This is a genomic window from Sphingobium sp. HDIP04 (assembly GCF_000445085.1).
In the GTDB taxonomy this organism is placed as follows: Bacteria; Pseudomonadota; Alphaproteobacteria; order Sphingomonadales; family Sphingomonadaceae; genus Sphingobium; species Sphingobium indicum.
In genome coordinates this window covers 1-22,621 of the sequence record NZ_ATDO01000080.1, presented here as the reverse complement: position 1 = coordinate 22,621, position 22,621 = coordinate 1, and the positions used below count along the sequence as shown (strand labels likewise).

The following is a 22,621-nucleotide window of genomic DNA, read 5'->3' as shown; positions in this document are numbered from 1 at the left end:
GGGCGCGGTTGTCCACAGCTTTTCCCAATCGTTTCAATGTCGGACCTTGCGCCCCGCCGCCAGCGAAGCGATGAGGGAGGCATGGTCGAACTCGTGCAAATCAACGCCGCCGCGGAAGCCGGCATCACCGAACTCCCGCGCAATGTGGAGGCGGAGGCCGCGCTGCTGGGCGCGCTGATGATCGACAACCGCATTGCCGAGGATGTGCAGCTCAAGCTGAAGGCGGAGCATTTCTTCGAACCCCTGCACGGCCGCATCTACGAAGCCGTGATGAAGCTGGTCGAGCGGGACATGGTCGCCAACCCGGTGACGCTGAAGCCGCTGTTGGAGCAGGATCCCGCGCTCAAGGAACTGGGCGGCGTCGGCTATCTGGCGCAATTGACCGGCAATGGCGCGGCGCTGCTGGGCGCGAGGGACTTCGCGACGCAGATATACGACCTCGCCTTGCTGCGACAGCTTGTCCATGTCGGCCGGGAACTGGTTGAAAACGCGCTGGACACCAGCGAGGACGTAAACCCCCGCGAGCAGATCGAGCAGGCCGAGGTCGCGCTCTACAAGGTGTCGGAGGGCGAGGGGGAGACCGGATCGGTCAAGAGCTTCGCCACGGCCACCACCATGGCGGTCCAGATCGCGGAGCGCGCGCTCAACAGCGGCGGGCATGTGTCGGGCATCACCACCGGCATCAACAGCCTGAACGAGAAGATCGGCGGCATGCACAATTCGGACCTGATGATCCTTGCGGGTCGTCCGGGCATGGGCAAGACGTCGCTGGCGACCAATATCGCCTATAATGCGGCCTCGCGCTGGCTGCGCGACAATGCCGACGGCATTCCGCCGGAAAAGAATATGGGCGCGAAGACAGCTTTCTTCAGCCTGGAAATGTCCGCCGACCAGCTTGCCACCCGCGTGCTGGCCGAACAGTCGGGCATCAGCGGCGAAGCGCTGCGCATGGGCAAGATCAGCCGCGCCGATTTCCAGAACCTCTCCCGCGCTGCGCGGGAGTTGCAGGAATTGCCGCTGTTCATCGACGATACGCCCGGCCTGACCATCGCCGCGCTGCGCACCCGCGCCCGCCGGTTGAAGCGGCGGCATGACATCGGCTTCGTCGTGGTCGACTATCTCCAACTGCTCCAGGGCACCGGAAAGGGCGACAATCGCGTCAACGAGATTTCGGAGATTTCCCGGGGCCTGAAGACGCTGGCGAAGGAATTGAATTGCCCGGTTCTGGCGCTGTCCCAGCTCAGCCGCGCCGTCGAACAGCGCGAGGACAAGCGGCCCCAGCTATCGGACCTTCGCGAGTCCGGCTCCATCGAGCAGGACGCCGACATGGTCTGGTTCGTCTTCCGCGAGGATTATTATGTCGCCGCGAAGGAGCCGGGGAACAAGGAAAGCCCCGAACATCTGGAATGGGCGCAGGAGATGGAGCGCATCTACGGCCTGGCCGAGATCATCGTCGCCAAGCAGCGCCATGGTTCGACCGGGCGCATCCGCATGAAGTTCGACGCGAAGATCACCCGCTTCTCCGACCTGGCGGAGGGCAGCTATATGGAGGATTACGAGTAGAGACATGCGTGTTCCTGCGCAGGCAGGAGTCCAGTCCGGACGTTCCACCTGGGTTCCTGTCTGCGCAGGGGCATGGTTCAGCCCGAAACAAACGCCTGGAACACCAGCGCCAGCCCCACCATGCTGACGAGATAGGCGATGGTCCGCACCATGGGCACGCCCATGCCGTAAAGCGGCAGGTAAACCGCCCGCGCCCCCAGCCAGAGCCACCCGCCAAGCGCCGTCGTCCCGCTGGTCTTCCCGGCGATCACCACGCCCAGGAGTACGATGATCGCGATCGGATAGGTTTCCAGGAAATTCGCCTGCGCCCGCACCAGCCGCCCGCCGACGGGATCGAGCGGCGGCAATTCCTCGTCCCGCGCCCCCATGTTCCATTTGGCGCCATATTGGCGCGTCTTGATGTGCGCCGCCGCGAAGATGTGGACCAGCAGCAGCACGCAACTCCACGCCAATATCTTCAGCTCGACCGCCATGTCTCGTCCCTCCGCTCAGTCTGTCATGACCGGCGACCATATCGCGCCCGCTTGGCCCGCGCCATAAGTCTCGATTGCCGTCGGCAGCGGATTGGCTGCCGGCGCCCATCGTCGGATCTCAGGTCAATCGCGCATGCGCATTGCGGATATGGGGTGTCTGCTGAATCAGGTAGCGGCTGAACTGAACGGCGAAAGGCGCCGATAGCCGATAGGCGACATCGCCATCGCCGGTCCTGTATTGCTGCACCACATGCCGGTCGATCAGGCGCCGCAGGATGTAGCGGCTGGTTTCGATCGACTCATCGGCAAATTCGATGACCCGCTCCATCGACGTTTCGGTGCCATTCTCGCCGTCGATGAAAAGCCCGATGCTGATCCAGAAGGGCCCGTCCCCGTCCAGGAAATCGTCAAGATACTGTCGGCGCGCCCGGACGAGGGTTAGCAGCAATTCCGCGCTGACCAGCGCATCTTGCTCACCGATCGGGCGAGCCTTGCTTCCCGAACCGGCAGGGGGGGCGGACCCCCCCTTTTTTTCGATGAATGACATAGGCACTCTCTTTCGAAGCGGGAAGATTCGGAAGAGCGCAAGGTTCCACGAGTCGAGATATTCTCGACGCAGCCGCCCTTTCGGTCAGAACACCGGCTGGTTGGCCGGATCGTCCGGATCGGCGGCGGGGGAGGGGATCGGCGTCACCGGCGAGTGGATGCCGCATTCCACCTTGTCCCATCCGCGCCAGCGCCCGGCGCGGGGGTCTTCGCCCGGCAGCACCTTGGACGTGCAGGGTTCGCAGCCGATGGAGAGATAGCCCTGCGCCTCCAGCGGGTGGCGCGGCAGCTTCTCCGCCTCGAACCAGGCCTCCAGGTCGTCCTTCGTCCAGTCGCCCAGCGGGTTGATCTTCAACCGGCCGTCCTCGACCTCGAAACGGGGCAGGTTCTGGCGCGTCACCGACTGGAACGCCTTGCGCCCGGAAATCCAGGCGTCCAGCCCTTCCTTGGCGCGGTTCATCGGCTCGACCTTGCGGATTTCGCAGCAGCCGTCGGGATCGTAGGACCAGCGCAGGCCGGTCTCGTCCTTCGCCGCCAGCACTTCGGCATGGGGCGTGACGGCGCGGCTGTCGGTGAAGCCCAGCGTCCGGATCAGCGTTTCGCGATAATCCAGCGTTTCGCGAAACATCTTGAGCGTGTCCACGAAGATCACCGGCACGTTCTTGTCGGCCTTCGCCACCAGATCGAGCAGCACCGCGCTTTCCGTGCCGAAGGAGGAGACGACGGCGACATTGCCCGCCAGCCCCTCGGCAAAGACGGTCTTGAGCATGGAGAGCGTGTCGACGCCCTCGAAGCGGGCGTTGAGCGCATCCGCATCCGCCTGGGTGAAGGCGGGGCGGGCGTCGATCACGTCAAGCTGGCGGGCAGGTTCAGCCATTTGCATTCTCCGGGTGCCGTTTCGCCCAGACCGGGCGGCGGCCGTCGATCGTCTTCTGATAGACGTCCTCATAACGATGGAGCGCGCGCTCCACGGCGGCATCGTCCAGCGCCTTGTCGGGCCGGAAGCTGTCGAAGCCGCAGCGGCGCATCGCGACGATCTGGTCCACCAGCACATCGCCCACGGCGCGCAGTTCGCCCCGATAGCCGGCCTCGCGCAATATCCGCGCCGCCGAATAGCCGCGCCCGTCGCCGAAAGCGGGGAAGTTCACCTCCACCAGCGACAGCCTGTCCAGATAGGGCAGCAATTCGCGGGCATCCTCGCCCGCTTCGATCCGGACGGCGGTCGAATTGGACTGGCCGGTGAAGGATTCGACCGTCACGGCCGGTTCCTGGCCGCCATCGCCTTCGCGGAAGGACAGGAACTCAACCATAGATCGCCTCCTTGAAGGGCCTCATGCCAAGACGGCGATAGGTGTCGAGGAAGCGTTCGCCTTCCTCCCGCTGTTCGAGATAGAGGTTGGTGACCTTCTCGATCGCGTCGACCACGCCGTCCTCCGAAAAGCCGGGGCCGGTGATCTGGCCGACGCTGGCGTCCTCCGCGCCTGACCCGCCGAGCGAAAGCTGGAAATTCTCCACGCCCTTCCGGTCCACGCCCAGCACGCCGATATGGCCGGCATGATGATGGCCGCAGGCATTGATGCAGCCGGAAATCTTGACCTTCAGCTCGCCCAGTTCCTTCTGCCGGTCCGCCGCGGCGAACCGTTCCGACAGCTTCTGCGCCAGCGGGATGGAGCGGGCATTGGCGAGGCTGCAATAATCCAGGCCAGGGCAGGCGATGATGTCGGTGATCAGGTCCAGATTGGCCTCGGCAAGGCCGGCCTCGTCCAGCTTCTGCCAGATGGCGTGGAGGTCCGCCTTCTTCACATGCGGCAGGACCAGGTTCTGCGCATGGGTGACGCGCAGTTCGTCGAGCGAATATTGCTCGGCCAGGTCCGCCACCAGCGCGATCTGCTCCGCGGAGGCGTCGCCCGGAATGCCGCCGCGCGGTTTCAGGCTGATGTTGACGATGGCATAGCCCGGCTGCTTGTGCGCCGCGACCTGACGGTCCACCCACAGGGCGAAGGCCGGATCGCTGCGGTCGATGCTGTCGCCCAGGCCCGTTTCATAGGCGGGGCCGGCGAAATAGGCGCGGATGCGGTCCAGTTCCTCGGTCGGCGGGTTGAGGCCCAGCGTCCGCATATGGGCGAACTCCTCCTCGACCTGCCGCCTATATTCCTCGACGCCCAGTTCATGGACCAGGATCTTGATCCGCGCCTTGTACTTGTTGTCGCGCCGGCCATAGCGATTATAGACGCGCAGGCACGCCTCCAGATAAGAGACGATCTCATCTTCGGGCACGAAGTCCCTGATAAGCGGCGCAACCATGGGCGTGCGCCCCATGCCGCCGCCGGCATAGACCTCCGCGCCTATCCGGCCGTCGCGCGACACCAGCTTGAGGCCGATGTCGTGCAGGCGCATGGCGGAGCGGTCCTCCTCGCTCGCGATCACGGCGATCTTGAACTTGCGCGGCAGATAGGTGAATTCGGGATGGAAGGTCGACCATTGGCGCAGCAGTTCCGCCCAGGGACGCGGGTCGGCCACTTCGTCCGCCGAAACCCCGGCATATTGGTCGGAAGAGATGTTGCGGATGCAATTGCCGCTGGTCTGAATGGCATGCATCTCGACCGTTGCCAGTTCGGCAAGGATGTCCGGCGCGTCGGCCAGCTTGATCCAGTTATATTGCAGGTTCTGCCGCGTGGTGAAGTGGCCGTAGCCCCGGTCATATTTCGCCGCGATCTCGCCCAGCTTGCGCATCTGCCGGGCGCTCAGCGTGCCATAGGGAATGGCGACGCGCAGCATATAGGCGTGCAGCTGAAGATAGAGGCCGTTCATCAGCCGCAGCGGCTTGAACTGGTCCTCCGTCAACTGCCCGGCCAGACGGCGCTGGGTCTGGTCGCGAAATTCCTCGACGCGGGCGTCGACAATGGACTGGTCGTAGCTGTCGTAACGATACATGGTTCAGATCACCCAGTTGCCGGCATCGGCGTCATTCGGTTTCAGCGTCAGGTCGGGGCGCACCGTCGGTCCCAGGGCGCGGATGCGGTCCTTGATATGCGCGGGGCGCACGCCGTCTTCGGTCACGGTCGCATCGATCACATAGGCGCCCACGACCCGCAGCGCGGCTTCCTCCGCCCGGGCCAGATCCTCGCCCTTGTCGCCCACGTCGACGGAATCGCCGACCTGCCGCGACCAGCCGTCGCCCGCCCACCAGATCACGTCCCCGGTGCCAAGGTCATTGCCGGTCAAAATCTTCACTTTTCAGTCTCCGCCCCAAATGTCTCCCGCGCGGCCCAGCCGGCCAGCACATCCTGCGCCAGCGCATAGGCCGCCACCTCCCCAACCACAATCAGGGCGGGGCTTTTCACTTTTTCCCGCGCCACCATCTCGCCCAGATCGGCAAGCAAGGTGCGCAGCGTCCGCATGTCGGCGCGCGTGCCGTTTTCCAGAACGGCGACGGGAATGGCTGGGGACACGCCGTCCGCGATCAGCTTGTCGGCGATGTCCGCCGCCGTCGCCACGCCCATGTAGATGACCAGCGTGCGCCCCGCGCCAGCCAGCCCGGACCAGTCCTGATCGGTCAGCCCCTTGCATTGCCCGGCGACGAAGCTGACCGCGCTTGCCGCGTCGCGATGGGTGAGGGGCAGTTGCGCCTGCGCCGCGCAGCCGATGGCGGCGCTGATGCCCGGCACGATTTCCACCGGCACTCCGGCGGCGCGGCACGCCTCCATCTCCTCGCCGCCGCGGCCGAAGATGAAGGGATCGCCGCCCTTCAGCCGCACGACCCTGCGCCCGGCGAGCGCCAGTTCGACCAACAGGGCATTGATCCCATGCTGCGGCACCGAATGGCGGCTGCGCCGCTTGGCGACGGAAATCAGTTCGGCATGGGGGGAGGCGAGCGCCAATATGTCCGCCGAAACCAGCCCGTCATGCACGATCACCTCCGCCTCGCCGATCAGCCGCGCGGCGCGCAGCGTCAGCAGTTCCGGATCGCCCGGACCCGCGCCGACAAGGGTGACAGTGGCAGGTGGAATTTCAGCCATGCTGGGCAGATGGCGAAAACCGACCCCGGTTTCAATTCAGAATGCGTTGGCCGGGACGAAGGAAAATTTGGGGAGGATCGATTTGATCCGTCGCGCTGCCGCCCGGTGGCTCAATCCCCCATCGCGCTCGTGTCGATGTCCTTAAGGCCGATGCCGATGGACGCGCGCGGCTGCTCGATCTCCACCGACGCGACCGGATAGGCGCAATAGTCCGCCGCATAATAGGCGCTGGGCCGATGATTGCCGGAAATGCCCACTCCGCCGAAGGGCGCGGAGGAGGAGGCTCCGTTGGTCGGCCGGTTCCAGTTGACGATGCCCGCCCGGATATTGGCCCAGAACTGGTTATATTGCTCCGGCGATCCGCCTATCAGAGCGGCGGACAGGCCGTAGCGGGTGTTGTTCGCCTCCCGGATCGCGGATTCGAAATCCGGCACCCGGACGACCTGCAACAAGGGGCCGAACAGTTCGACATCGGGCCGCTCCGCCATGGCGGTCACGTCGATGATCGCCGGCGTCACGAAGGGCAGCCCCTTGGTCGTGCGGACCATATGCTTGATCGGCTTGCCGCCGTTGCTCATCAGATAGAGGAAACTCTCAGTCAGGTGATCCGCCGCCTGGTTGTCGATCACCGGACCCATATAGGGCGCGGGGTCGGCATGGGGATGATCGACGATCAGCCGGTCGGCCAGCCTCTTGACCTCCCCGACCAGCGTGTCGGCCAGTTCCTCCTTGACGATCAGCCGGCTCGCCGCGGTGCAGCGCTGTCCGCTCGACAGGAAGGCCGACTGCACGATCAGCGTCGCCGCGCTGGCGATGTCGGCGGTGTCCCAGGCGACGATCGGGTTGTTCCCGCCCATTTCCAGCGCCAATATCTTGCCGGGATTGGCCGCGAATTGCCGGTTGATCGCGATGCCGGTCTGCGCCGACCCGGTGAAGAGGACGCCCCCCACATCGGGATGGGCGGCCAGCGCCTTGCCCTCGTCCGGCCCGCCCAGCACCAGCCGCACGGCATCCTCCGGCACGCCCGCCTCATGGTAGCAGCGCACCAGCATCTCGCCCACGGCGGGCGTTTTTTCCGACGGCTTGAAGAGGACGGCGTTGCCGGCCAGCAGGGCAGGGACGATATGCCCGTTGGGCAGGTGCGCCGGGAAATTATATGGCCCCAGCACCGCCATGACGCCATGCGGCTTGTGCCGCACGGACTGGCGCGCGCCCATCGCCGCCTCCAGCCGCCTCTGTCCGGTGCGTTCGGAAAAGGCGGCGACGGAAATGTCGACCTTGTTCATCACCGCCGTCACTTCGGTCCGCGCATCCCACAGCGGCTTGCCGGTTTCGCGGGCGATCAGGTCGGCCAGCGCCTCCTCATTGGCGCGCACCACATTGACGAAGCGGCGCAGCGTTTCGATGCGGTAGGCGATGGGCTGGGCGGCCCATTTCGGCCAGGCGGCACGGGCCAGGGCGACCTCCGCTTCCACATCGCTGGCGGTCCCCTGCCACAAAAGCGCGCCAGTGGCGGGTTCGAACGAAGTCAGCGCGGCGGACATGGTGCCGATATGGCAATTAATTCCGCTTTAGGGAAGGGCCTGGCTCCCGGCGAGGCATCGGCTCAGGGCAGGTCCGGGGCGTCGCCCATCGCTTCGCCCATGCGGCGGACCGCCGTCACCTTCGCATGCAGCGGCGCCCAGTCGTCATCCCGGTCGATGGCGCTCCAGATCGCCTCCACCTCATCGATATGCATGGAGCAGGGCAGCGGATCGGCCCAATAGCCATGATCCATCGGCCCGCTCGCCTCGAACCCGGCGATCGCCTCGCGGAAACCGGCCCATTCCTCCCCGGCATAGGGCGCGCCGTCGCGGGGGTCGCCGCCCCGCCAGTCCTGGAAGAAGCGATCGATCGGCCGCTGGGTGGCGACCATGCCCCGAACCGCCGCCTCGACCATGGCGGCGGCATCGTCCGTCGGCACGACTCCCAGGCGCCAGCAGAAGCGGCGCGCCATCGCCTCGCCATAAAGCGCTGGAAAACGCTCCAACTGCGCGATCAGCGGTTCGGCCTCCGTCAAGGGACGCAACGACACGGCAAGCTGCGCCACGTCCCAATGGATCGCCTCCGCCTGCCGTCCGAAGGCGTAGAGCCCGGCATGGTCGAAATAGGCGGCGGTGAACCCCGGTTCCCAAAGCGGCGCGAACCGCCACGGCCCATAGTCGAAGCTCTCGCCCGTCACATTGATGTTGTCGCTGTTGAGCACGCCATGGACGAAGCCCGCCACCATATAGCTCGCCGCCAGATCGGCCGTGCGTTCAACCACCCGGCCCAGCAGTTGCGCGGGAGGATTGTCGCCCGGCTCCTCGCCGTAGAGCTTCGTCAGCGCATAGTCGACCAGCCGCTCCAGCAGCGCCTTGTCGTCGAAATAGGCGGCGCGCTGGAAGGAGCCGATGCGGATATGCGAGTGGCTGAGCCGCACCATCACCGCCGCGCGGGTGGGGGAGGGTTCGTCATTGCGCTCCAGCGCCTCGCCCGTTTCGACGATGGAAAAGGTCTTGGAGCTGTTGACGCCCAGCGCCTCGAGCATCTCCGTCGCCAAAATCTCCCGCACGCCGCCCTTCAGCGTCAGCCTGCCGTCGCCGAAGCGGCTATAGGGCGTCCGGCCCGAACCCTTGGTGCCCAAATCCAGCAGCCGGCCGGCGCCGTCCCGAAGCTGCGTGAACAGGAAACCGCGGCCGTCCCCGATGTCGGGATTGTACACGCGGAACTGATGCCCATGATAGCGCAGCGCCAGCGGCTGGGGCAGCGATCCCTCCAGCGGCTGGAACCGGCCGAAATGCGCCAGCCATTGCTCATCGCTCAGGTCGCTGAGGCCCACCGCTTTCGCCCAGCGGTCATTGCGGAACCGCAGGACGGTCCGGGGAAAGTCCGCCGCCGCGACGGGATCGGCAAAATCGGGCTGCAGCGCGGCGATTTCGTTCGCGGGGCTGAATTTGGCGGGTTGCAGGGCAGGGCGCATGCGGCGATATGGGGGATGCAGGGTGGAAGGATCAAGCAGCTTGAGCAGCCATAGCGACGGATACTGGTGGTCCCCCGACGGGCTGAGGCTCCATTATCGCGATTATGCTGGCGGCGACGATGGCCGTCCGCCCCTGCTCTGCCTGCCGGGCCTCACTCGCAACGCCCGCGATTTCGAACCGCTGGCGGCGCGCCTCGCGGGGCCATGGCGCCTCATCTGTCCCGACATGCGCGGTCGCGCCGAAAGCGCGCAGGCGAAGGACCCGATGACCTATGTCCCGCTCACCTATCTGCAGGACATCGGCCGCCTGCTGGCGGACCTGGCCATCACCCGCTTCGTCGCCATCGGCACGTCGCTGGGCGGCATCATCACCATGCTGATCGCGGCGACCCATCGCGAATGGCTGGCGGGCGCGCTGCTCAACGATGTCGGGCCGACGCTGGAGGAGGCCGGCCTTGCGCGCATCCGCACCTATGTCGGCATCGGCCAGTCGCATCCAAGCTGGGTCCATGCCGCCCGCGCCCTGGAGGAATCGAACCGGGACATCTATCCCGGCTATGGCCTCGACCAATGGCTGGCCATGGCCAAGCGCCTCTACCGCCTCAACAGCGCGGGTCGGATCGTGCTGGACTATGACATGCGCATAGCCGAACCCTTGCGGGTCGCGGGCAGCGAGGCGAGCGTCGACATGTGGCCGGTCATGCAGGCCTTTCGCGGCATTCCGACGCTGGTGCTGCGGGGCGAGCGTTCCGACCTGCTCTCCGCCGCCACCGCCGCCCGCATGGTGGCGGAAATCGGCCCCGGCGCGGAATGCGCGACCATTTCCAATGTCGGTCACGCCCCCGTCCTGGACGAGCCGGAATCCGTCGTCGCCATCGACCGGCTGCTGGCGCGGGTGCTGAATGGCTGAAGCGGCTTGAGCGGCATGGACCGTTTCGCCGCGCGCCGGCCTCGGCAGATCGATGGCCCGCCCCGGCTGCTGCATGTCCACGGCAGCTTTTCACTGGGCGGCAAGGAGGCGCGGGCCGTGCGCCTGATGAACCTCTGGGGCGACCGCGCCCGTCACAGCATCGTCAGCGCCGCGCCCCAACTGATGAGCGCGCGCGACGCCATCGACCCCGCCACGCCGGTCGACTTTCCCGAATCCCCTCCGCTCGCCGGCAGGCCGGGCCTTGGGCGCTTCAGGGCGATCGCGGCCTTCCTGGCGGATTACGACCTTGTCCTCAGCTATAATTGGGGCGCGATGGACGCGGTGATGGCGCGGCGCATCCATGGCGGGCCGCCGCTGATCCATCATGAGGACGGCTTCAACGCGGATGAGGCGGGCGGCCTCAAGCCGCAGCGCAACCTCTATCGCCGCCTGGCGCTCCAGCGCGCGCATGCGCTGGTCGTCCCGTCCGTCCGGCTTGAAGGCATCGCCCGCGACATGTGGCGTCAGCCGCCGCGGAAGGTCCATCTGATCCGCAACGGCATCGACACGGCGCGCTATGGGCAGCCGCCCTTGCCCGACGCCATTCCCGCCCTCGACCGCGCGCCCGGCAAGCTGCTGGTCGGCACCGTGGCGGGCCTGCGTCCGGTCAAGAATATCCGCCGCCTCGTCCGCGCCGTCGCGCCGCATCGCGAGCGGCTCCAGCTGGTGGTGGTGGGGGAGGGGCCGGAGCGCGACGCCATAGCGGCGGAAGCCAGGGATCACGGACTGGCCGACATCTGCATGGCCGGATTCCTGCCGGAACCCTGGCGCTTCATGGGCCTGTTCGACATCTTCGCTTTGTCTTCCGACAGCGAGCAGTTCCCGATCTCGCTGGTGGAGGGGATGGCGGCGGGCCTGCCCGTCGCATCGACCGACGTGGGCGACGTCGCCGCCATGGTCGCGCCCGAAAACCGGCCGTTCATCGTCCCGGACGAGGCGGCCCTGTCGGCCGCGCTCGGCACGCTGGCCGGCGACCCGGACCTGCGGCAACGGCTTGGCGAGGCGAATCGTCACCGCGCCGGGCGCGATTTCACCGAAGCCGCGATGGTGGACGCCTATGCCGCGCTTTACGGGCAGGCACTATCCAGTCCCCATATTTTGCGGTAGGGCGCGCCCAAATATTCGTCATCCGACCGCAAAGCTGCTATAGGGCGGCCTTCATGTGGTTGGGGGCCACGGAATTTTTTGCGTGGGAGATTGCGTTGTTCAAGGGGTTGAAGCCCATCGTTTACGGCGGCCGGGAAGTCTGGCCATTGGTCGAAGGCGGCAAGGGGGTGGCCGTTTCCAACCATGCCAGTTCCGGCGCCTGGGCGGCGGCCGGCGGCATCGGCACGGTGTCGGCGGTCAATGCGGACAGCTATGACAGCTTCGGCAACGTCATTCCCCAGGTCTATCATGGCCGCACCCGTCGCGACCGGCATGAGGAACTGATCGCCTATGCCATAGACGGCGCGGTCGAGCAGGTGAAGCGCGCCTTCGAAATCGCGGGCGGCAAGGGCGCGATCAACATCAACGTGCTCTGGGAAATGGGCGGCGCGCAGCGCGTCCTGCACGGCGTCCTGGAAAAGACGAAGGGAATGGTCGCGGGCGTCACCTGCGGCGCGGGCATGCCCTACAAGCTGTCGGAGATCGCCGCCTCCTACGGCGTCAACTATCTGCCCATCGTCAGTTCCGGCCGCGCCTTCCGCGCCCTGTGGAAGCGCGCCTATTCCAAGGCGTCGGAATGGCTCGCCGCCGTGGTCTATGAGGACCCGTGGCTGGCGGGCGGGCATAACGGCCTGTCCAACGCCGAAGACCCGAAGGCGCCGCAGGATCCCTATCCCCGCGTCCGCGACCTGCGCGCCACCATGCGGGAAGGCGGCATTTCCGACGATGTGCCCATCGTCATGGCGGGCGGCGTCTGGGCGCTCAAGGACTGGAACGACTGGATCGACAATCCCGAACTGGGCGCGATCATGTTCCAGTTCGGCACCCGTCCGCTGCTGACGCAGGAAAGCCCGATCCCGCAGCTCTGGAAAGAGCGGCTGATGCAGTTGGAGCCGGGCGACGTGCTGTTGCACCGCTTCTCGCCGACCGGCTTCTACAGTTCGGCGGTCCGCAATCCCTTCCTGCGCCAGCTTGAGGCGCGCTCCGAACGGCAGATTCCCTTCAGCACCGAACAGGCGGGCGACCATACGCACCAGCTCGACGCGGGCGTGAAGGGCAAGAATTTCTGGGTGACGCGGGGCGACCTGCTGCGCGCCCGCGAATGGGTGGGGCAGGGCTTCACCTCCGCGCTCAAGACGCCCGACAATACGCTGGTGTTCGTGACCGAGGAGGAAAAGGCCGAAATCCGCAAGGACCAGACCGACTGCATGGGCTGCCTCAGCCAATGCGCCTTCTCAAGCTGGATGGACAGCGAGACCAACTCGACCGGGCGCCTGGCCGACCCGCGCAGCTTCTGCATCCAGAAGTCCTTGCAGGAGGCGGTGCATGGCGGCGATCTCGACAAGAATCTGCTGTTCGCGGGCCATGGCGCCTATAAGTTCAAGCAGGATCCCTTCTACTCCAACGGGTTCGTGCCGACCGTGAAGCAGCTCGTCGATCGCATCCTGACCGGCGACTGATGGCGGATATTCAGGGACTGGCGGTGCTGCATTACGACACGCCGCATTTCGATGTCGTGCGACCGGGGCAGTTCGTGCTCTGCGCGGTTTCGGGTGCGCGTATCGATCTGGAAGACCTCAAATATTGGAGCGCGGAGTTTCAGGAGGCTTATCGGGGGCCGGAGGAAGCGACCCGTTCCTTCCTGGAACATCGCGGCGCCGGCTTTCGCTAACGGCTTGAATATAGATTGATTTGCGAGGACTGCCGGGATGAAGCGGCACTTCTTGCCGCACTGCGCCCTAATGATGTTCAAGACCCCATATTTTCGGTTCGGCGCTTTTATGGATCGGTCGGGCGCAGTTATTCTATTCCTTTCTCCGCGCTGATGGTTTATCCTTCATAAACGAGGCGACGAAGATCGCTCGACCAAGGAAGGATGCAAGCGATGTCGCGGATCGACATTTTCGGTGATCGTCTCTGTGTTGTGACGAGCCTGCTGATCATGGGCTGGTTCCTCTACAATGTGGTGTTCTGACAGGCGCGTCTCACCCTTGTTCTCTAATGACGGAACTCGGGCCGGCTGTGCCGCGAAACCTGCGGTCTGCACGACTTAAGCAAAGCTATCTTCCATCTCTCTACAAATGCAGTAGATATATTGCCGAGCGCAACGCTCCGCGGCTTTTGAAGGATGTCAGCTTGCTCCGCGTCACCAACGGCTAAAGCGCACGGTACTGAAGCGACGACGCAAGGTTTCGTGTTCCTCCTCGACAGGAGAAGACGATGACCCGCAATGCCATTCGTTCCCGCCGCCAACGCCGATTCGGCGCCAGCCCGCAAATCCACATTCCCCATTCCTCCTGGACCCGTCCCGAACGTCCATCCGAAAGCGGGACGCCGGTCAAGCCCGACGAGTTCTGGAGCCGCCTGGGGCTTTGAACCGGAGTGTTTCCGTGAAGTGGGATGAGGCTGGCCATCGTCCGCCTTCTCGCGCTGAACCGAATGCCGATTGGCGCTGGAGCGCGTTGGCTACTTCCCGTCACCCCGGGCCAAGCCCCGGGGCGACGAAAGGAGGAGTGGTGGGAAACCACCCAAATCACCCAGTCCTTCGAATGTCGAATTGCCCACCTGCCTGGAGCGATTTCCCAAGCAGGCGGAAAATCTGCATGCATGGTTTTCAGATCATTTCCTGCCCGCGCTGGCGAGATAGGCGATCAGATTGGCGCGATCCGCGGGATTGGGCAGGCCCGCGAACATCATCTTGTTGCCCGGCACGCTGGCGGACGGCTTGGTCAGGAAAGCGTCCAGCGACTTGGCGTCCCAGCGGATACTGGCTTTCTTCATCGCGGCGGAATAGGCGAAACCCGGAACCGCGCCGGATGGCCGGCCCACGATTCCCCCGAGCGACGGACCCAGACGGTTGACTCCCGGATCGACCGCATGACAGGCCATGCAGCGGGCGAAGACCGCCTTGCCCTTGGCGGCGTCGCCAGTCTGGGCAAGCGCGGGACTCGCGATCAGCATGGCAGCGGCGAGCGCGGCGAACCTCGAAATCATCGATTGTCCTCTTCCCTTGATGACCGGCTGGAATTCATGCCGGGGTGCGTAAATGGCGAATAGCAGCCTGAATCTGAACGTGAATTGAAGAGCGCGCCGGAAGGGCGCTCTATGGAGAGCGGCGGAAAGGCTGTTCGGCGCTCTGGGCCGGGGTGCTGCCCTCCCAGGTCCGCCGGACAGCCTTTCTCCCCATCGGCCGACAAACCCGGCGCCAATAAAAAAGCCGCCCGGTGAGGGGCGGCTTTCCTATTGTCGTTCCGAAAGGAAGCCTCAGGCTTCTTCGGCCGGAGCTTCTTCGGCTTCCACGGCGATTTCGCCGGGTTCCGCATTCGGATCGTAATCTTCGATGAAGCCGCTCTCGTCCTTTTCGAACAGGTCGGCCATCACGTCGACGCCCTGGCTCTGAAGCTCGGCTTCTTCCGGCGAGCGGGCGACGTTCACCGTGATGGTGACGGCGACTTCCGGGTGCAGCGCGACCTTGACGTCGAACACGCCCAGCGTCTTGATCGGGCGTTCCAGCACGACCATCGCCTTGGTGACGTTGGTGACGCCATCGGCGTGCAGCGCTTCCACCACGTCGCGGACGGCGACTGAACCGTAGAGATGGCCGGCGTTGGACGACTGGCGGATCAGGACGATCTGCTTGCCGTTGACGCCTTCGGCAGCCTTTTCGGCGTCCGAGCGGCGGGCGGCGTTGTCGGCCTCGATCTTGGCGCGGTTGGCTTCGAACACCTTTTTGTTGGCGGCGTTCGAACGCAGCGCCTTCTTGTTGGGCAGCAGGTAGTTACGCGCGTAACCGTCCTTCACGGTGACGACGTCGCCGATGGCGCCCAGCTTCTCGATCCGTTCGAGGAGAATGATTTCCATGGGTCTTACTCCCTCACTTCACGATGTAGGGCAGCAGGCCCAGGTGACGGGCGCGCTTGATGGCCTGGGCCAGTTCGCGCTGCTTCTTGGCGGACACCGCGGTGATGCGGCTGGGGACGATCTTGCCGCGCTCGGACACGAAGCCCTGGAGCAGACGGACGTCCTTGTAATCGATCTTCGGCGCATCCTTGGCGGCGAAGGGGCAGCTCTTGCGGCGGCGGAAAAACGGGCGTGCCATGTTTCAGATCTCCTTATTCGCCAGCCGGGGCTTCTTCGCGCTCGCGGCGCGGGCCGCGATCGCCACGCTCGCCGCGCGGACCGCGCTCGGCGCGTTCCTGCTTGCGCATCATGACCGACGGGCCGGTTTCCAGCTCATCGACCTTGATGGTCATGTAGCGGATGATGTCTTCGTTGATCTGGGTCTGGCGCTCCAGTTCCGCGACGACGCCGGCGGGGGCGTCGATGTTCAGCATCACATAGTGCGCCTTGCGGTTCTTGGCGATCTTGTAGGCCAGGCTGCGCAGGCCCCAGGTTTCCACCTTGGTCACCTTGCCCTGCATTTCCTCGACGATCTTGGTGGCGGTTTCCGCCAGGGCGTCCACCTGCGCCTGTGCCAGATCCTGGCGCGCAAGGAACACATGCTCGTAAAGAGCCATGGATATTGCCTCATCTGTTGGCCGATCGCTGACGCCCGCCCCATGCGAAACGCCCCTCCGGCTGTCGTCCATAAGCATTCGTTCGCAGGGCCGCGAGTCACCTCCGGCCAAGCGAAGCGGCGCCTATGGCGGAAATGCGGGGGAAAGGCAAGGAAGAGTTGAAAGGGTTTGAGCCAATCCCTCCTCCGTTCGGGCTGAGCCCTTCGACGGGCTCAGGACAGGCTTGTCGATGCCTTCCACTTCCTTCTATCCATGGAAAAGTAAGGAAAGCACTTCGACAAGCTCAGTGCGAACGGATGTGATTTCTGGGGGAGATGGTAATGGCGGTCGGTATCGCGGCGCTTTCGCTGATTTTGCTGATGGTCGCGGCCTATCGGGGGATGAGCGTCATCGTGATGGCGCCGTTGCTGGCGATGCTGGCGGTGTTCCTGACCGATCCGGCCGCGGTGCCGGCGGTCTTTTCCGGCCTGTTCATGGACAAGGTGGGGAGCTTCCTGAAACTCTATTTCCCGGTCTTCCTGCTGGGCGCTCTGTTCGGGAAGCTGATCGAGATTTCGGGCTTTTCGCGTGTCATCGTGACGGCTGTGATCGGGCTGGTGGGGGCGCAGAGGGCGATCCCGGCGATCATGCTGGTGACCGCGCTGCTGACCTATGGCGGGGTTTCGGTGTTCGTGGCGGTGTTCGCCGTCTATCCCTTCGCCGCCGAGATGTTCCGGCAGGGCGACATCCCCAAGCGGCTGGTGCCCGCGACCATCGGCCTGGGGGCGATCACCTTCACCATGGACGCGATGCCGGGGACGCCGCAGATCCAGAACATCATCCCCACCAGCTTCTTCGGCACGACCGCCTGGGCGGCGCCGGTGCTGGGGCTGATCGGATCGGCCTGCATCATGGGGCTGGGCCTTGCCTATCTGGGCTGGCGCCGGCGGGCGATGCGGGCGGCGGGGGAGGGCTATGGCGCGCCGGAGACGCTGGTGAACGAACCGGAGGCGGCGGACATGGGCGGGCGGGCCGTGCATCCGCTGGTCGCCCTGCTGCCGTTGCTGGTGGTGGGATTGGGCAATCTGGCGCTGACCATGCTGATCCCGCGCCTGGCTGCGGGGGAGGAGGTTAGCATGTCGCTGCCCGGCTTGACCGATCCGGTCGCGGTGAAGGTGGCGCAGGTCGCCGCGCTCTGGGCCGTGGAGGGCGCCTTGCTGCTGGGGATCGGGACGATCCTGCTCTTTGCCTTCCGCCCTGTGGCGCGGCGCTTCGCCGACGGGTCGAAGGCGGCGGTGGGCGGCGCCCTGCTGGCGGGGATGAATACGGCGGTCGAATATGGCTTCGGCGCGGTGATCGCGGCGCTGCCGGGTTTCCTGGTGGTGAAGGAGGCGCTGAGGGCCGTGCCCGATCCGTTGGTCAATGAGGCGATCACGGTGACGTCGCTTGCCGGGATCACGGGGTCTGCTTCGGGCGGGCTGTCGATAGCGCTGGCGGCTATGGCGGAGCAGTTCGCGGCGGCGGGGGACGCGGCGGGCATCCCGCGCGAGGTGCTGCATCGGGTGGCCTCCATGGCGAGCGGGGGCATGGACAGCCTGCCGCATAACGGGGCCATCATCACCCTGCTGGCGGTGACGGGGCTGACCCATCGGCAGGCCTATAAGGATATTTTCGCGCTGACCCTGATCAAGACCTTCACCGTGTTCGTGGTGATCGCGGTCTATTATCTGACGGGGTTGACATGAAAAACGCCCCGGAGCGTGGCTCCGGAGCGTTCCGGCCGGTGTGGCCGGCTTAGCGGATGGCGCCTGCGACGACCGCGCCGATGATGCCGCTGGTGATGGCGATCAGGACCGCGTCATTGCCGGAGCGGACCCAGCGGTAACCGCGCGGCGGGGCGTTCAGGCGATAGCCGCGATAATTGTTGATCACGCGATAGTTGGTCGCATAGCGTCGGTCGAATCGCTGCCCCTTGGCCCAGCGGCGATGATCGTCCTTGCGGACCACCGTGGTCCGGGTGACGGTGCGGCCGTGGGGGCCGTGCTTCACGACCTGGCGGACTTCACGCTGATGCGCGGCCTGCGCCTGCGAGGCGACCATCGGGCTGGCGGTCATGGCGGTGGCGGCCAGACCCATCAGAATCTTCTTGAACATGATCTTGCTCCTTCTTTCTTGCTCCGGCCGGCTCTCCCGGCGTTGAAGACAGAATTAGGAGCCATTTGTCGCAGGCCTGTGCCGACCATGCCCAAGGATTGTCGAAAATTGTAACAGAAGCGGAATTAGTCTGAATATCGGTTCAGAAAAGACCGTCTTTCAAGGGCTTGAATGAACTTTCGGTCCGCCGTCATTCGTGGCGCAGGGCGTCGATGGGGTTGAGCGCGGCGGCGCGTCGGGCCGGGAAATAGCCGAAGACCACCCCGATGGCGGCCGAAAAGAGGAAGGCGATCACATTCACCTTCACGTCGAAGATGAAGGGCACCTGCATCAGCGGCGCGATGGCGACCGACGCGACCAGCGCCAGGAACAGGCCGATCAGCCCGCCCAGGCAGGACAGCACGATGGCCTCGACCAGGAACTGCATCAGCACTTCGCGCGCGACCGCGCCGATGGCGAGGCGGATGCCGATCTCCCGCGTGCGCTCCGTCACCGAAACCAGCATGATGTTCATGATGCCGATGCCGCCGACCAGCAGGGAAATCGCCGCCACCGCCGCCACGATCTGCGTCAATATGGTGGTGGTGCCGGTCAGCGTGTCGCTGATCTGCTTGGTGTCGAAGACGTTGAAATTGTCCTCCGCGCCCGGCTTCACCTTGCGGCGTTCGCGCATCAGTTCCTCCAGGCTGGCCTGGACCGCGCTGGTGTCGTAGGCGTCGTCCACCGCGACCATGATCTGGCTGATGTCGCGGTCGCCGGTGAAGCGGCGCTGGACGAACTTGATCGGCATGACGACGACATCGTCCTGATCCCCGAATCCGCCCTGGCCCCGCGTGGCGAGCGCGCCGATCACCTGGCAGGATACGCCCTTGATGCGTATGCGCTTGCCGACCGGGTCATTGCTCTGGAACAGGTTGGTGCGCACCGTATTGCCGATGATGCAGACGGGTTTTCCCGCCTCCTCCTCCTCCGGCATGAAGAGGCGGCCGGTATCGGCCTTCCAGCTTTGCACCTCGAAATAGGCGGCGGTGGTGCCGTAGACGGTGGTGGACCAGTTGCTGCCTTCGTAAATGGCCGTGCCGCTGGATTGCACCATCGGCGCGACGGCGCGGACGCCGGTAAGCTGGTTCTCGATGGCGGTCAGGTCGGCGGGCTTGAAGTCGGGCGGGCGCGGACCGCCGCCGCCCCGGCCGAAACCCTGGCCGGGGCGGAGTTGCAGCACATTGGCGCCGAGCGAACTGATCTGCTCGCGTACGGCGGCGGTCGCGCCATTGCCCAGCGTGACCATGGTGACGACCGCCGCCACGCCGATGATGATGCCCAGCGTGGTGAGGAAGCTGCGCAGCTTGTGCCGGTTGATCGCCCGGAAGGCGAGGATGACGGTGGTGCCTAGCATCTTTCGCGCGCGCCTTCGTTCATTCCCGCCTTCGCGGGATTGACGGGGGAGGGTATCGCGATCACGCCGTCACCCCCTGCTCGACCCGCTCCACCAGCCCGTCCTTGAAATGCACGATGGTGCGCGCAAAGGCGGCCATGTCCGGCTCATGCGTGACCATCAGCACGGTGATGCCGCCATTGCGGTTGAGGTCGGTCAGCAGTTCCATGATCTCCACCGATCTTTCGGAATCGAGGTTGCCGGTCGGCTCGTCCGCCAGCAGCACGTCGGGCTGGGTCACGATGGCGCGGGCGATGGCGACGCGCTGCTGCTGCCCGCCGGACAGTTCGGCGGGCGTGTGGTCCCACCAGTCCTTCAGGCCGACCTTGTCCAGCGCGGCCATGCCGGCCTCATATCGGGTCTTCTTGTCCTCGCCGCGATAGAGCAGGGGCAACTCGACATTCTCCAGCGCCGTGGTGCGGGACAACAGGTTGAACCCCTGGAACACGAAGCCCAGATAGCGGCGGCGCAGCAGGGCGCGCTGGTCGCGGTCGAGCGTTTCGACATGCCGCCCCTTGAACAGGAACTCCCCGCCCGTGGGCACGTCGAGGCAGCCCAATATGTTCATCGTCGTCGACTTGCCGGAGCCGGAAGGCCCCATGACCGCCACGAAATCGCCCTGCGCGATGTCGAGGTCGATGCCCTTCAGCGCCTGAAAGGCGGTCGGGCCGGAGCCGTAGACCTTGGTGACGCCGCGCAGGGAGATGATCGGATCGGCCGCCATGCGCGTCAGCTTCCGCTCTGGCGGCCGGTGCGGACCGGCGCTGTTTCCGCCTTCCCGCCGCCCGAATTGCCGAGCTTGCCGACGGTCGCCGGGCTGCCGTCGGTGGAGCGGTCGCCTTCCGGCCTGCGGTTGCGGTCACGCGGTCCGCCGCCCCGCGAACCGCCATCGGCCTGGTCCTCCGCCGGAGCCTGCTGGCCGGCGGCAAGTTGCCCGGTGATGACGCGCATGCCGGGCTTGAGGCCGCCGCCGGTGATGACCGTGCGCGCGCCGTCGCTGGCGCCGACGGTCACCTGCACTGCCCTGGGATTGCCGTCCTCGCCCACGACGTAGACGGTCTGGCTGCTGCCGATGCCGAAGCTGACCTGCCGGTTCGCGCCGCCCCGGCGGAAACGGCGGGGGCCGGGGACGATCTGGCTGGTGATGCCGCCGCCCTGGTTGCCCGCGCTGGGCTTGAAGCGAAGCGCGCTGTTGGGGACGAGCAGCACGTCATGCAGTTCCTGCGTCACGATGTCGGCGGTCGCGGTCATGCCGGGGCGCAATATCTCGTCCTTGTTGTCCACCGACAGCACCGCCGTATAGGCGACGACGGTGCCCGTCGTGCTGCTGGCCGCGCTGCTGCCCGATGAGGAGGAGGAACTGGCGCTGGCGCTGTTGGAGCCGACATTGACCCGCGTCACTCGCGCCGGAAAGGTGCGGCCGGGGAAGGCGTCGACGGAGAAATTGGCGCTCTGGCCCTCCTTCACCTGTCCGACATCCGCCTCGTCGACCGAGACCTCCACCTCCATCTGGGTCAGGTCTTCGGCGATGGTGAAAAGGACCGGCGCGTTCAGCGAGGCGGCGACGGTCTGGCCCGGCTCTATGTCGCGGGACAGGACGACGCCGGTCACGGGCGAGACGATCTGGGCGATGGAAAGATTGGTCTGCGCCGTGGAAAGCTGCGCCTGGGAAACGCGAACCTGCGCCTGCGCCGAGCGGAGGTTGGCGAGGGCGGAGCTGTAGTCGGCGCGGGCGGCATCCAGTTCCGTCCTGGCGGGAACGCGCCCGCCGGAGAGCTTGAACACGTTGAGCTGGCGGTCGAGCGTCGCCTTGGCCAGCGCCGCCTGCGCCTCCGCCTGTGCAACGCCGGCCTGCGAGGAGGCAAGCTGCGCCCGGTTCTGGTTGATCGTGTCCACCAGCCGCCGGGTGTCGAGTTCGGCCAGCTTCTGCCCCCTGGTCACGCGGTCGTTCACATCGACATGGACCGCCGTGATCTTGCCCGACTGTTCTGAACCGACATCGACCTGGTTGATGGGCTTCAGATTGCCGGTGGCGGATACGGAGACGGTGAGGTCGCCCTTGCGCACTTCCCGCGTCGCGTAATTGGGTTTGTCGTCGCCCGAAAAGCAGCGGGCAAGCAGCAGGACGAGGATCAGCAGGGCGACGCCGACCGCGCCCCGGACCACCCATTTGCGCCACGGCCTTTCGGGCCGCGCCCCCAGAAAGTCGTTCAGGCCCTGATCGCTGGTCGCATCGTTAGTCATTGGGACGGTTTTCCATATTCTGCCAGCCGCCGCCCAGCGCATTATAGAGCTGGGCCAGGCCAAGGACTTCGTCGGATTGCGCGCCGGCAAGGCTGTTGCGCGCATTCAAAAGGCTGTTCTCGCTCTGGGAAAGCGTCTGGAAATCGATCAGGCCCGCCTGATACTGGCTGCGCGCCAGGATCGCGGCGTTGTTCGACGCTTCATAGGCGGTCGCGAACTCCGCCTTGCGGGCGCGGGCGCTCGACAGCGAAGCCATGGCATTCTCCACATCCTCCAGCGCGGACAGCACCGCCTGCTTGTAGGCGGCGAAGGCGGCGTCGGTCGCCGCCCGCTGCGAACGAACCTGCGAGGCGAGGCGTCCGCCGTCGAAGATGACCTGCGCCACATTGGCGAAGACGCCGCCGGTGACCAGGCTGAACAGGTCTTTGAAGCTGTTGGAGGTCGTGCCGATATTGCCGCTGATGCCCAATGAGGGATAAAGCTGCGCCTGCGCCACGCCGATGCGCGCCGTTGCGGCGGCCAGCGCCCGTTCGGCCGAGCGCACGTCCGGCCGCTGGCGCAGCGTGTCGGCGGG

General features: G+C 65.7%; 25 protein-coding genes. 7 read left to right on the top strand and 18 right to left on the bottom strand.

What is annotated here, in order from left to right; all coding sequences use genetic code 11:
- Positions 1-81 precede the first annotated feature (81 nt).
- A complete protein-coding gene (locus L286_RS34515; protein ID WP_025160509.1) occupies positions 82-1,563 on the top strand; it encodes a replicative DNA helicase in 1,482 nt (493 codons plus the stop codon).
- A 77-nt stretch (positions 1,564-1,640) separates the two neighbouring features.
- On the opposite strand, the gene L286_RS34510 is transcribed toward L286_RS34515, so the two are convergent.
- The 9 genes from L286_RS34510 to L286_RS34470 form a co-directional block, all read right to left on the bottom strand.
- Positions 1,641-2,036 carry an MAPEG family protein gene (locus L286_RS34510; RefSeq protein ID WP_007688954.1) on the bottom strand — a complete coding sequence of 132 codons (396 nt, stop codon included), beginning with the start codon at positions 2,034-2,036 and terminating at the stop codon, positions 1,641-1,643.
- 118 nt (positions 2,037-2,154) lie between these two features.
- Positions 2,155-2,583, bottom strand: coding sequence for a hypothetical protein (locus L286_RS34505; RefSeq protein ID WP_020820997.1), 429 nt, complete (start codon positions 2,581-2,583; stop codon positions 2,155-2,157).
- An 84-nt stretch (positions 2,584-2,667) separates the two neighbouring features.
- Entirely contained in the window at positions 2,668-3,459 is a 792-nt protein-coding gene (locus L286_RS34500; protein ID WP_020820996.1) for a phosphoadenylyl-sulfate reductase, read from the bottom strand.
- On the bottom strand, positions 3,452-3,892 hold the full coding sequence (locus tag L286_RS34495; protein ID WP_007688963.1) for a DUF934 domain-containing protein: 441 nt from the start codon (positions 3,890-3,892) through the stop codon (positions 3,452-3,454). The genes L286_RS34500 and L286_RS34495 overlap by 8 nt, the downstream gene beginning before the upstream one ends.
- Positions 3,885-5,516 carry a nitrite/sulfite reductase gene (locus tag L286_RS34490; protein ID WP_007688965.1) on the bottom strand — a complete coding sequence of 544 codons (1,632 nt, stop codon included), beginning with the start codon at positions 5,514-5,516 and terminating at the stop codon, positions 3,885-3,887. The genes L286_RS34495 and L286_RS34490 overlap by 8 nt, the downstream gene beginning before the upstream one ends.
- 3 nt (positions 5,517-5,519) lie before the next feature.
- The gene (locus tag L286_RS34485) at positions 5,520-5,816 is read right to left on the bottom strand and encodes a DUF2849 domain-containing protein (protein WP_007688967.1); all 297 of its coding nucleotides are present in this window, start codon (positions 5,814-5,816) and stop codon (positions 5,520-5,522) included.
- Positions 5,813-6,601, bottom strand: coding sequence for a uroporphyrinogen-III C-methyltransferase (gene cobA / locus L286_RS34480; RefSeq protein ID WP_020820995.1), 789 nt, complete (start codon positions 6,599-6,601; stop codon positions 5,813-5,815). Before cobA ends, L286_RS34485 begins: the two co-directional genes overlap by 4 nt.
- A 110-nt stretch (positions 6,602-6,711) precedes the next feature.
- Complete coding sequence (astD, locus tag L286_RS34475) at positions 6,712-8,145, bottom strand: succinylglutamate-semialdehyde dehydrogenase (RefSeq protein ID WP_020820994.1); 1,434 nt, start codon at positions 8,143-8,145, stop codon at positions 6,712-6,714.
- Positions 8,146-8,207: 62 nt separating this feature from the next.
- Positions 8,208-9,602, bottom strand: a complete 1,395-nt coding sequence (locus L286_RS34470; RefSeq protein WP_020820993.1) for a protein adenylyltransferase SelO — start codon at positions 9,600-9,602, stop codon at positions 8,208-8,210.
- Positions 9,603-9,642: 40 nt separating this feature from the next.
- On the opposite strand from L286_RS34470, the gene L286_RS34465 reads away from it, so the two are divergent.
- From L286_RS34465 to L286_RS48970, 5 genes are all read left to right on the top strand, one after another.
- Positions 9,643-10,512, top strand: a complete 870-nt coding sequence (locus L286_RS34465) for an alpha/beta fold hydrolase (protein WP_020820992.1) — start codon at positions 9,643-9,645, stop codon at positions 10,510-10,512.
- 15 nt (positions 10,513-10,527) lie between these two features.
- Complete coding sequence (locus L286_RS34460; RefSeq protein ID WP_020820991.1) at positions 10,528-11,679, top strand: glycosyltransferase family 4 protein; 1,152 nt, start codon at positions 10,528-10,530, stop codon at positions 11,677-11,679.
- Between the two features lie 95 nt (positions 11,680-11,774).
- Entirely contained in the window at positions 11,775-13,178 is a 1,404-nt protein-coding gene (locus L286_RS34455) for an NAD(P)H-dependent flavin oxidoreductase (protein WP_025160510.1), read from the top strand.
- On the top strand, positions 13,178-13,390 hold the full coding sequence (locus tag L286_RS34450; RefSeq protein ID WP_007688981.1) for a DUF2093 domain-containing protein: 213 nt from the start codon (positions 13,178-13,180) through the stop codon (positions 13,388-13,390). Before L286_RS34455 ends, L286_RS34450 begins: the two co-directional genes overlap by 1 nt.
- Before the next feature lie 548 nt (positions 13,391-13,938).
- Complete coding sequence (locus L286_RS48970) at positions 13,939-14,094, top strand: hypothetical protein (RefSeq protein ID WP_007688983.1); 156 nt, start codon at positions 13,939-13,941, stop codon at positions 14,092-14,094.
- Between the two features lie 243 nt (positions 14,095-14,337).
- On the opposite strand, the gene L286_RS34445 is transcribed toward L286_RS48970, so the two are convergent.
- From L286_RS34445 to rpsF, 4 genes are all read right to left on the bottom strand, one after another.
- Positions 14,338-14,712: a c-type cytochrome gene (locus tag L286_RS34445; protein ID WP_020820988.1), complete on the bottom strand. Its 375-nt coding sequence runs from the start codon at positions 14,710-14,712 to the stop codon at positions 14,338-14,340.
- Positions 14,713-14,982: 270 nt separating this feature from the next.
- Positions 14,983-15,579: a 50S ribosomal protein L9 gene (gene rplI / locus L286_RS34440; protein ID WP_013039941.1), complete on the bottom strand. Its 597-nt coding sequence runs from the start codon at positions 15,577-15,579 to the stop codon at positions 14,983-14,985.
- Between the two features lie 13 nt (positions 15,580-15,592).
- On the bottom strand, positions 15,593-15,817 hold the full coding sequence (gene rpsR, locus L286_RS34435) for a 30S ribosomal protein S18 (RefSeq protein WP_004212076.1): 225 nt from the start codon (positions 15,815-15,817) through the stop codon (positions 15,593-15,595).
- 13 nt (positions 15,818-15,830) lie between these two features.
- A complete protein-coding gene (gene rpsF / locus L286_RS34430) occupies positions 15,831-16,235 on the bottom strand; it encodes a 30S ribosomal protein S6 (protein WP_007688995.1) in 405 nt (134 codons plus the stop codon).
- Positions 16,236-16,555: 320 nt separating this feature from the next.
- Between rpsF and L286_RS34425 the strand changes: the two genes are divergently transcribed.
- Positions 16,556-17,959 carry a GntP family permease gene (locus tag L286_RS34425; RefSeq protein ID WP_020820987.1) on the top strand — a complete coding sequence of 468 codons (1,404 nt, stop codon included), beginning with the start codon at positions 16,556-16,558 and terminating at the stop codon, positions 17,957-17,959.
- Positions 17,960-18,008: 49 nt separating this feature from the next.
- On the opposite strand, the gene L286_RS34420 is transcribed toward L286_RS34425, so the two are convergent.
- From L286_RS34420 to L286_RS34400, 5 genes are all read right to left on the bottom strand, one after another.
- Positions 18,009-18,368, bottom strand: a complete 360-nt coding sequence (locus L286_RS34420; RefSeq protein WP_020820986.1) for an RcnB family protein — start codon at positions 18,366-18,368, stop codon at positions 18,009-18,011.
- Positions 18,369-18,558: 190 nt separating this feature from the next.
- Positions 18,559-19,764, bottom strand: a complete 1,206-nt coding sequence (locus L286_RS34415; RefSeq protein ID WP_007689001.1) for an ABC transporter permease — start codon at positions 19,762-19,764, stop codon at positions 18,559-18,561.
- Positions 19,765-19,825: 61 nt separating this feature from the next.
- On the bottom strand, positions 19,826-20,527 hold the full coding sequence (locus tag L286_RS34410) for an ABC transporter ATP-binding protein (RefSeq protein WP_020820985.1): 702 nt from the start codon (positions 20,525-20,527) through the stop codon (positions 19,826-19,828).
- A gap of 5 nt (positions 20,528-20,532) precedes the next feature.
- A complete protein-coding gene (locus L286_RS34405) occupies positions 20,533-22,047 on the bottom strand; it encodes an efflux RND transporter periplasmic adaptor subunit (protein WP_020820984.1) in 1,515 nt (504 codons plus the stop codon).
- On the bottom strand, positions 22,040-22,621 hold a 582-nt coding region (locus L286_RS34400), incomplete at its 5' end, for a TolC family protein (RefSeq protein ID WP_021223351.1). The genes L286_RS34400 and L286_RS34405, both read right to left, overlap by 8 nt.

Coding starts and splice junctions, on each gene's coding strand:
- L286_RS34515 (WP_025160509.1), top strand. CDS start 82: ATGGTCGAACTCGTGCAAATCAACGCCGCCGCGGAAGCCGGCATCACC.
- L286_RS34510 (WP_007688954.1), bottom strand. CDS start 2,036: ATGGCGGTCGAGCTGAAGATATTGGCGTGGAGTTGCGTGCTGCTGCTG.
- L286_RS34505 (WP_020820997.1), bottom strand. CDS start 2,583: ATGTCATTCATCGAAAAAAAGGGGGGGTCCGCCCCCCCTGCCGGTTCG.
- L286_RS34500 (WP_020820996.1), bottom strand. CDS start 3,459: ATGGCTGAACCTGCCCGCCAGCTTGACGTGATCGACGCCCGCCCCGCC.
- L286_RS34495 (WP_007688963.1), bottom strand. CDS start 3,892: ATGGTTGAGTTCCTGTCCTTCCGCGAAGGCGATGGCGGCCAGGAACCG.
- L286_RS34490 (WP_007688965.1), bottom strand. CDS start 5,516: ATGTATCGTTACGACAGCTACGACCAGTCCATTGTCGACGCCCGCGTC.
- cobA (WP_020820995.1), bottom strand. CDS start 6,601: ATGGCTGAAATTCCACCTGCCACTGTCACCCTTGTCGGCGCGGGTCCG.
- astD (WP_020820994.1), bottom strand. CDS start 8,145: ATGTCCGCCGCGCTGACTTCGTTCGAACCCGCCACTGGCGCGCTTTTG.
- L286_RS34470 (WP_020820993.1), bottom strand. CDS start 9,602: ATGCGCCCTGCCCTGCAACCCGCCAAATTCAGCCCCGCGAACGAAATC.
- L286_RS34460 (WP_020820991.1), top strand. CDS start 10,528: ATGGACCGTTTCGCCGCGCGCCGGCCTCGGCAGATCGATGGCCCGCCC.
- L286_RS34450 (WP_007688981.1), top strand. CDS start 13,178: ATGGCGGATATTCAGGGACTGGCGGTGCTGCATTACGACACGCCGCAT.
- L286_RS48970 (WP_007688983.1), top strand. CDS start 13,939: ATGACCCGCAATGCCATTCGTTCCCGCCGCCAACGCCGATTCGGCGCC.
- L286_RS34445 (WP_020820988.1), bottom strand. CDS start 14,712: ATGATTTCGAGGTTCGCCGCGCTCGCCGCTGCCATGCTGATCGCGAGT.
- rplI (WP_013039941.1), bottom strand. CDS start 15,579: ATGGAAATCATTCTCCTCGAACGGATCGAGAAGCTGGGCGCCATCGGC.
- rpsR (WP_004212076.1), bottom strand. CDS start 15,817: ATGGCACGCCCGTTTTTCCGCCGCCGCAAGAGCTGCCCCTTCGCCGCC.
- rpsF (WP_007688995.1), bottom strand. CDS start 16,235: ATGGCTCTTTACGAGCATGTGTTCCTTGCGCGCCAGGATCTGGCACAG.
- L286_RS34425 (WP_020820987.1), top strand. CDS start 16,556: ATGGCGGTCGGTATCGCGGCGCTTTCGCTGATTTTGCTGATGGTCGCG.
- L286_RS34420 (WP_020820986.1), bottom strand. CDS start 18,368: ATGTTCAAGAAGATTCTGATGGGTCTGGCCGCCACCGCCATGACCGCC.
- L286_RS34415 (WP_007689001.1), bottom strand. CDS start 19,764: ATGCTAGGCACCACCGTCATCCTCGCCTTCCGGGCGATCAACCGGCAC.
- L286_RS34410 (WP_020820985.1), bottom strand. CDS start 20,527: ATGGCGGCCGATCCGATCATCTCCCTGCGCGGCGTCACCAAGGTCTAC.
- L286_RS34405 (WP_020820984.1), bottom strand. CDS start 22,047: ATGACTAACGATGCGACCAGCGATCAGGGCCTGAACGACTTTCTGGGG.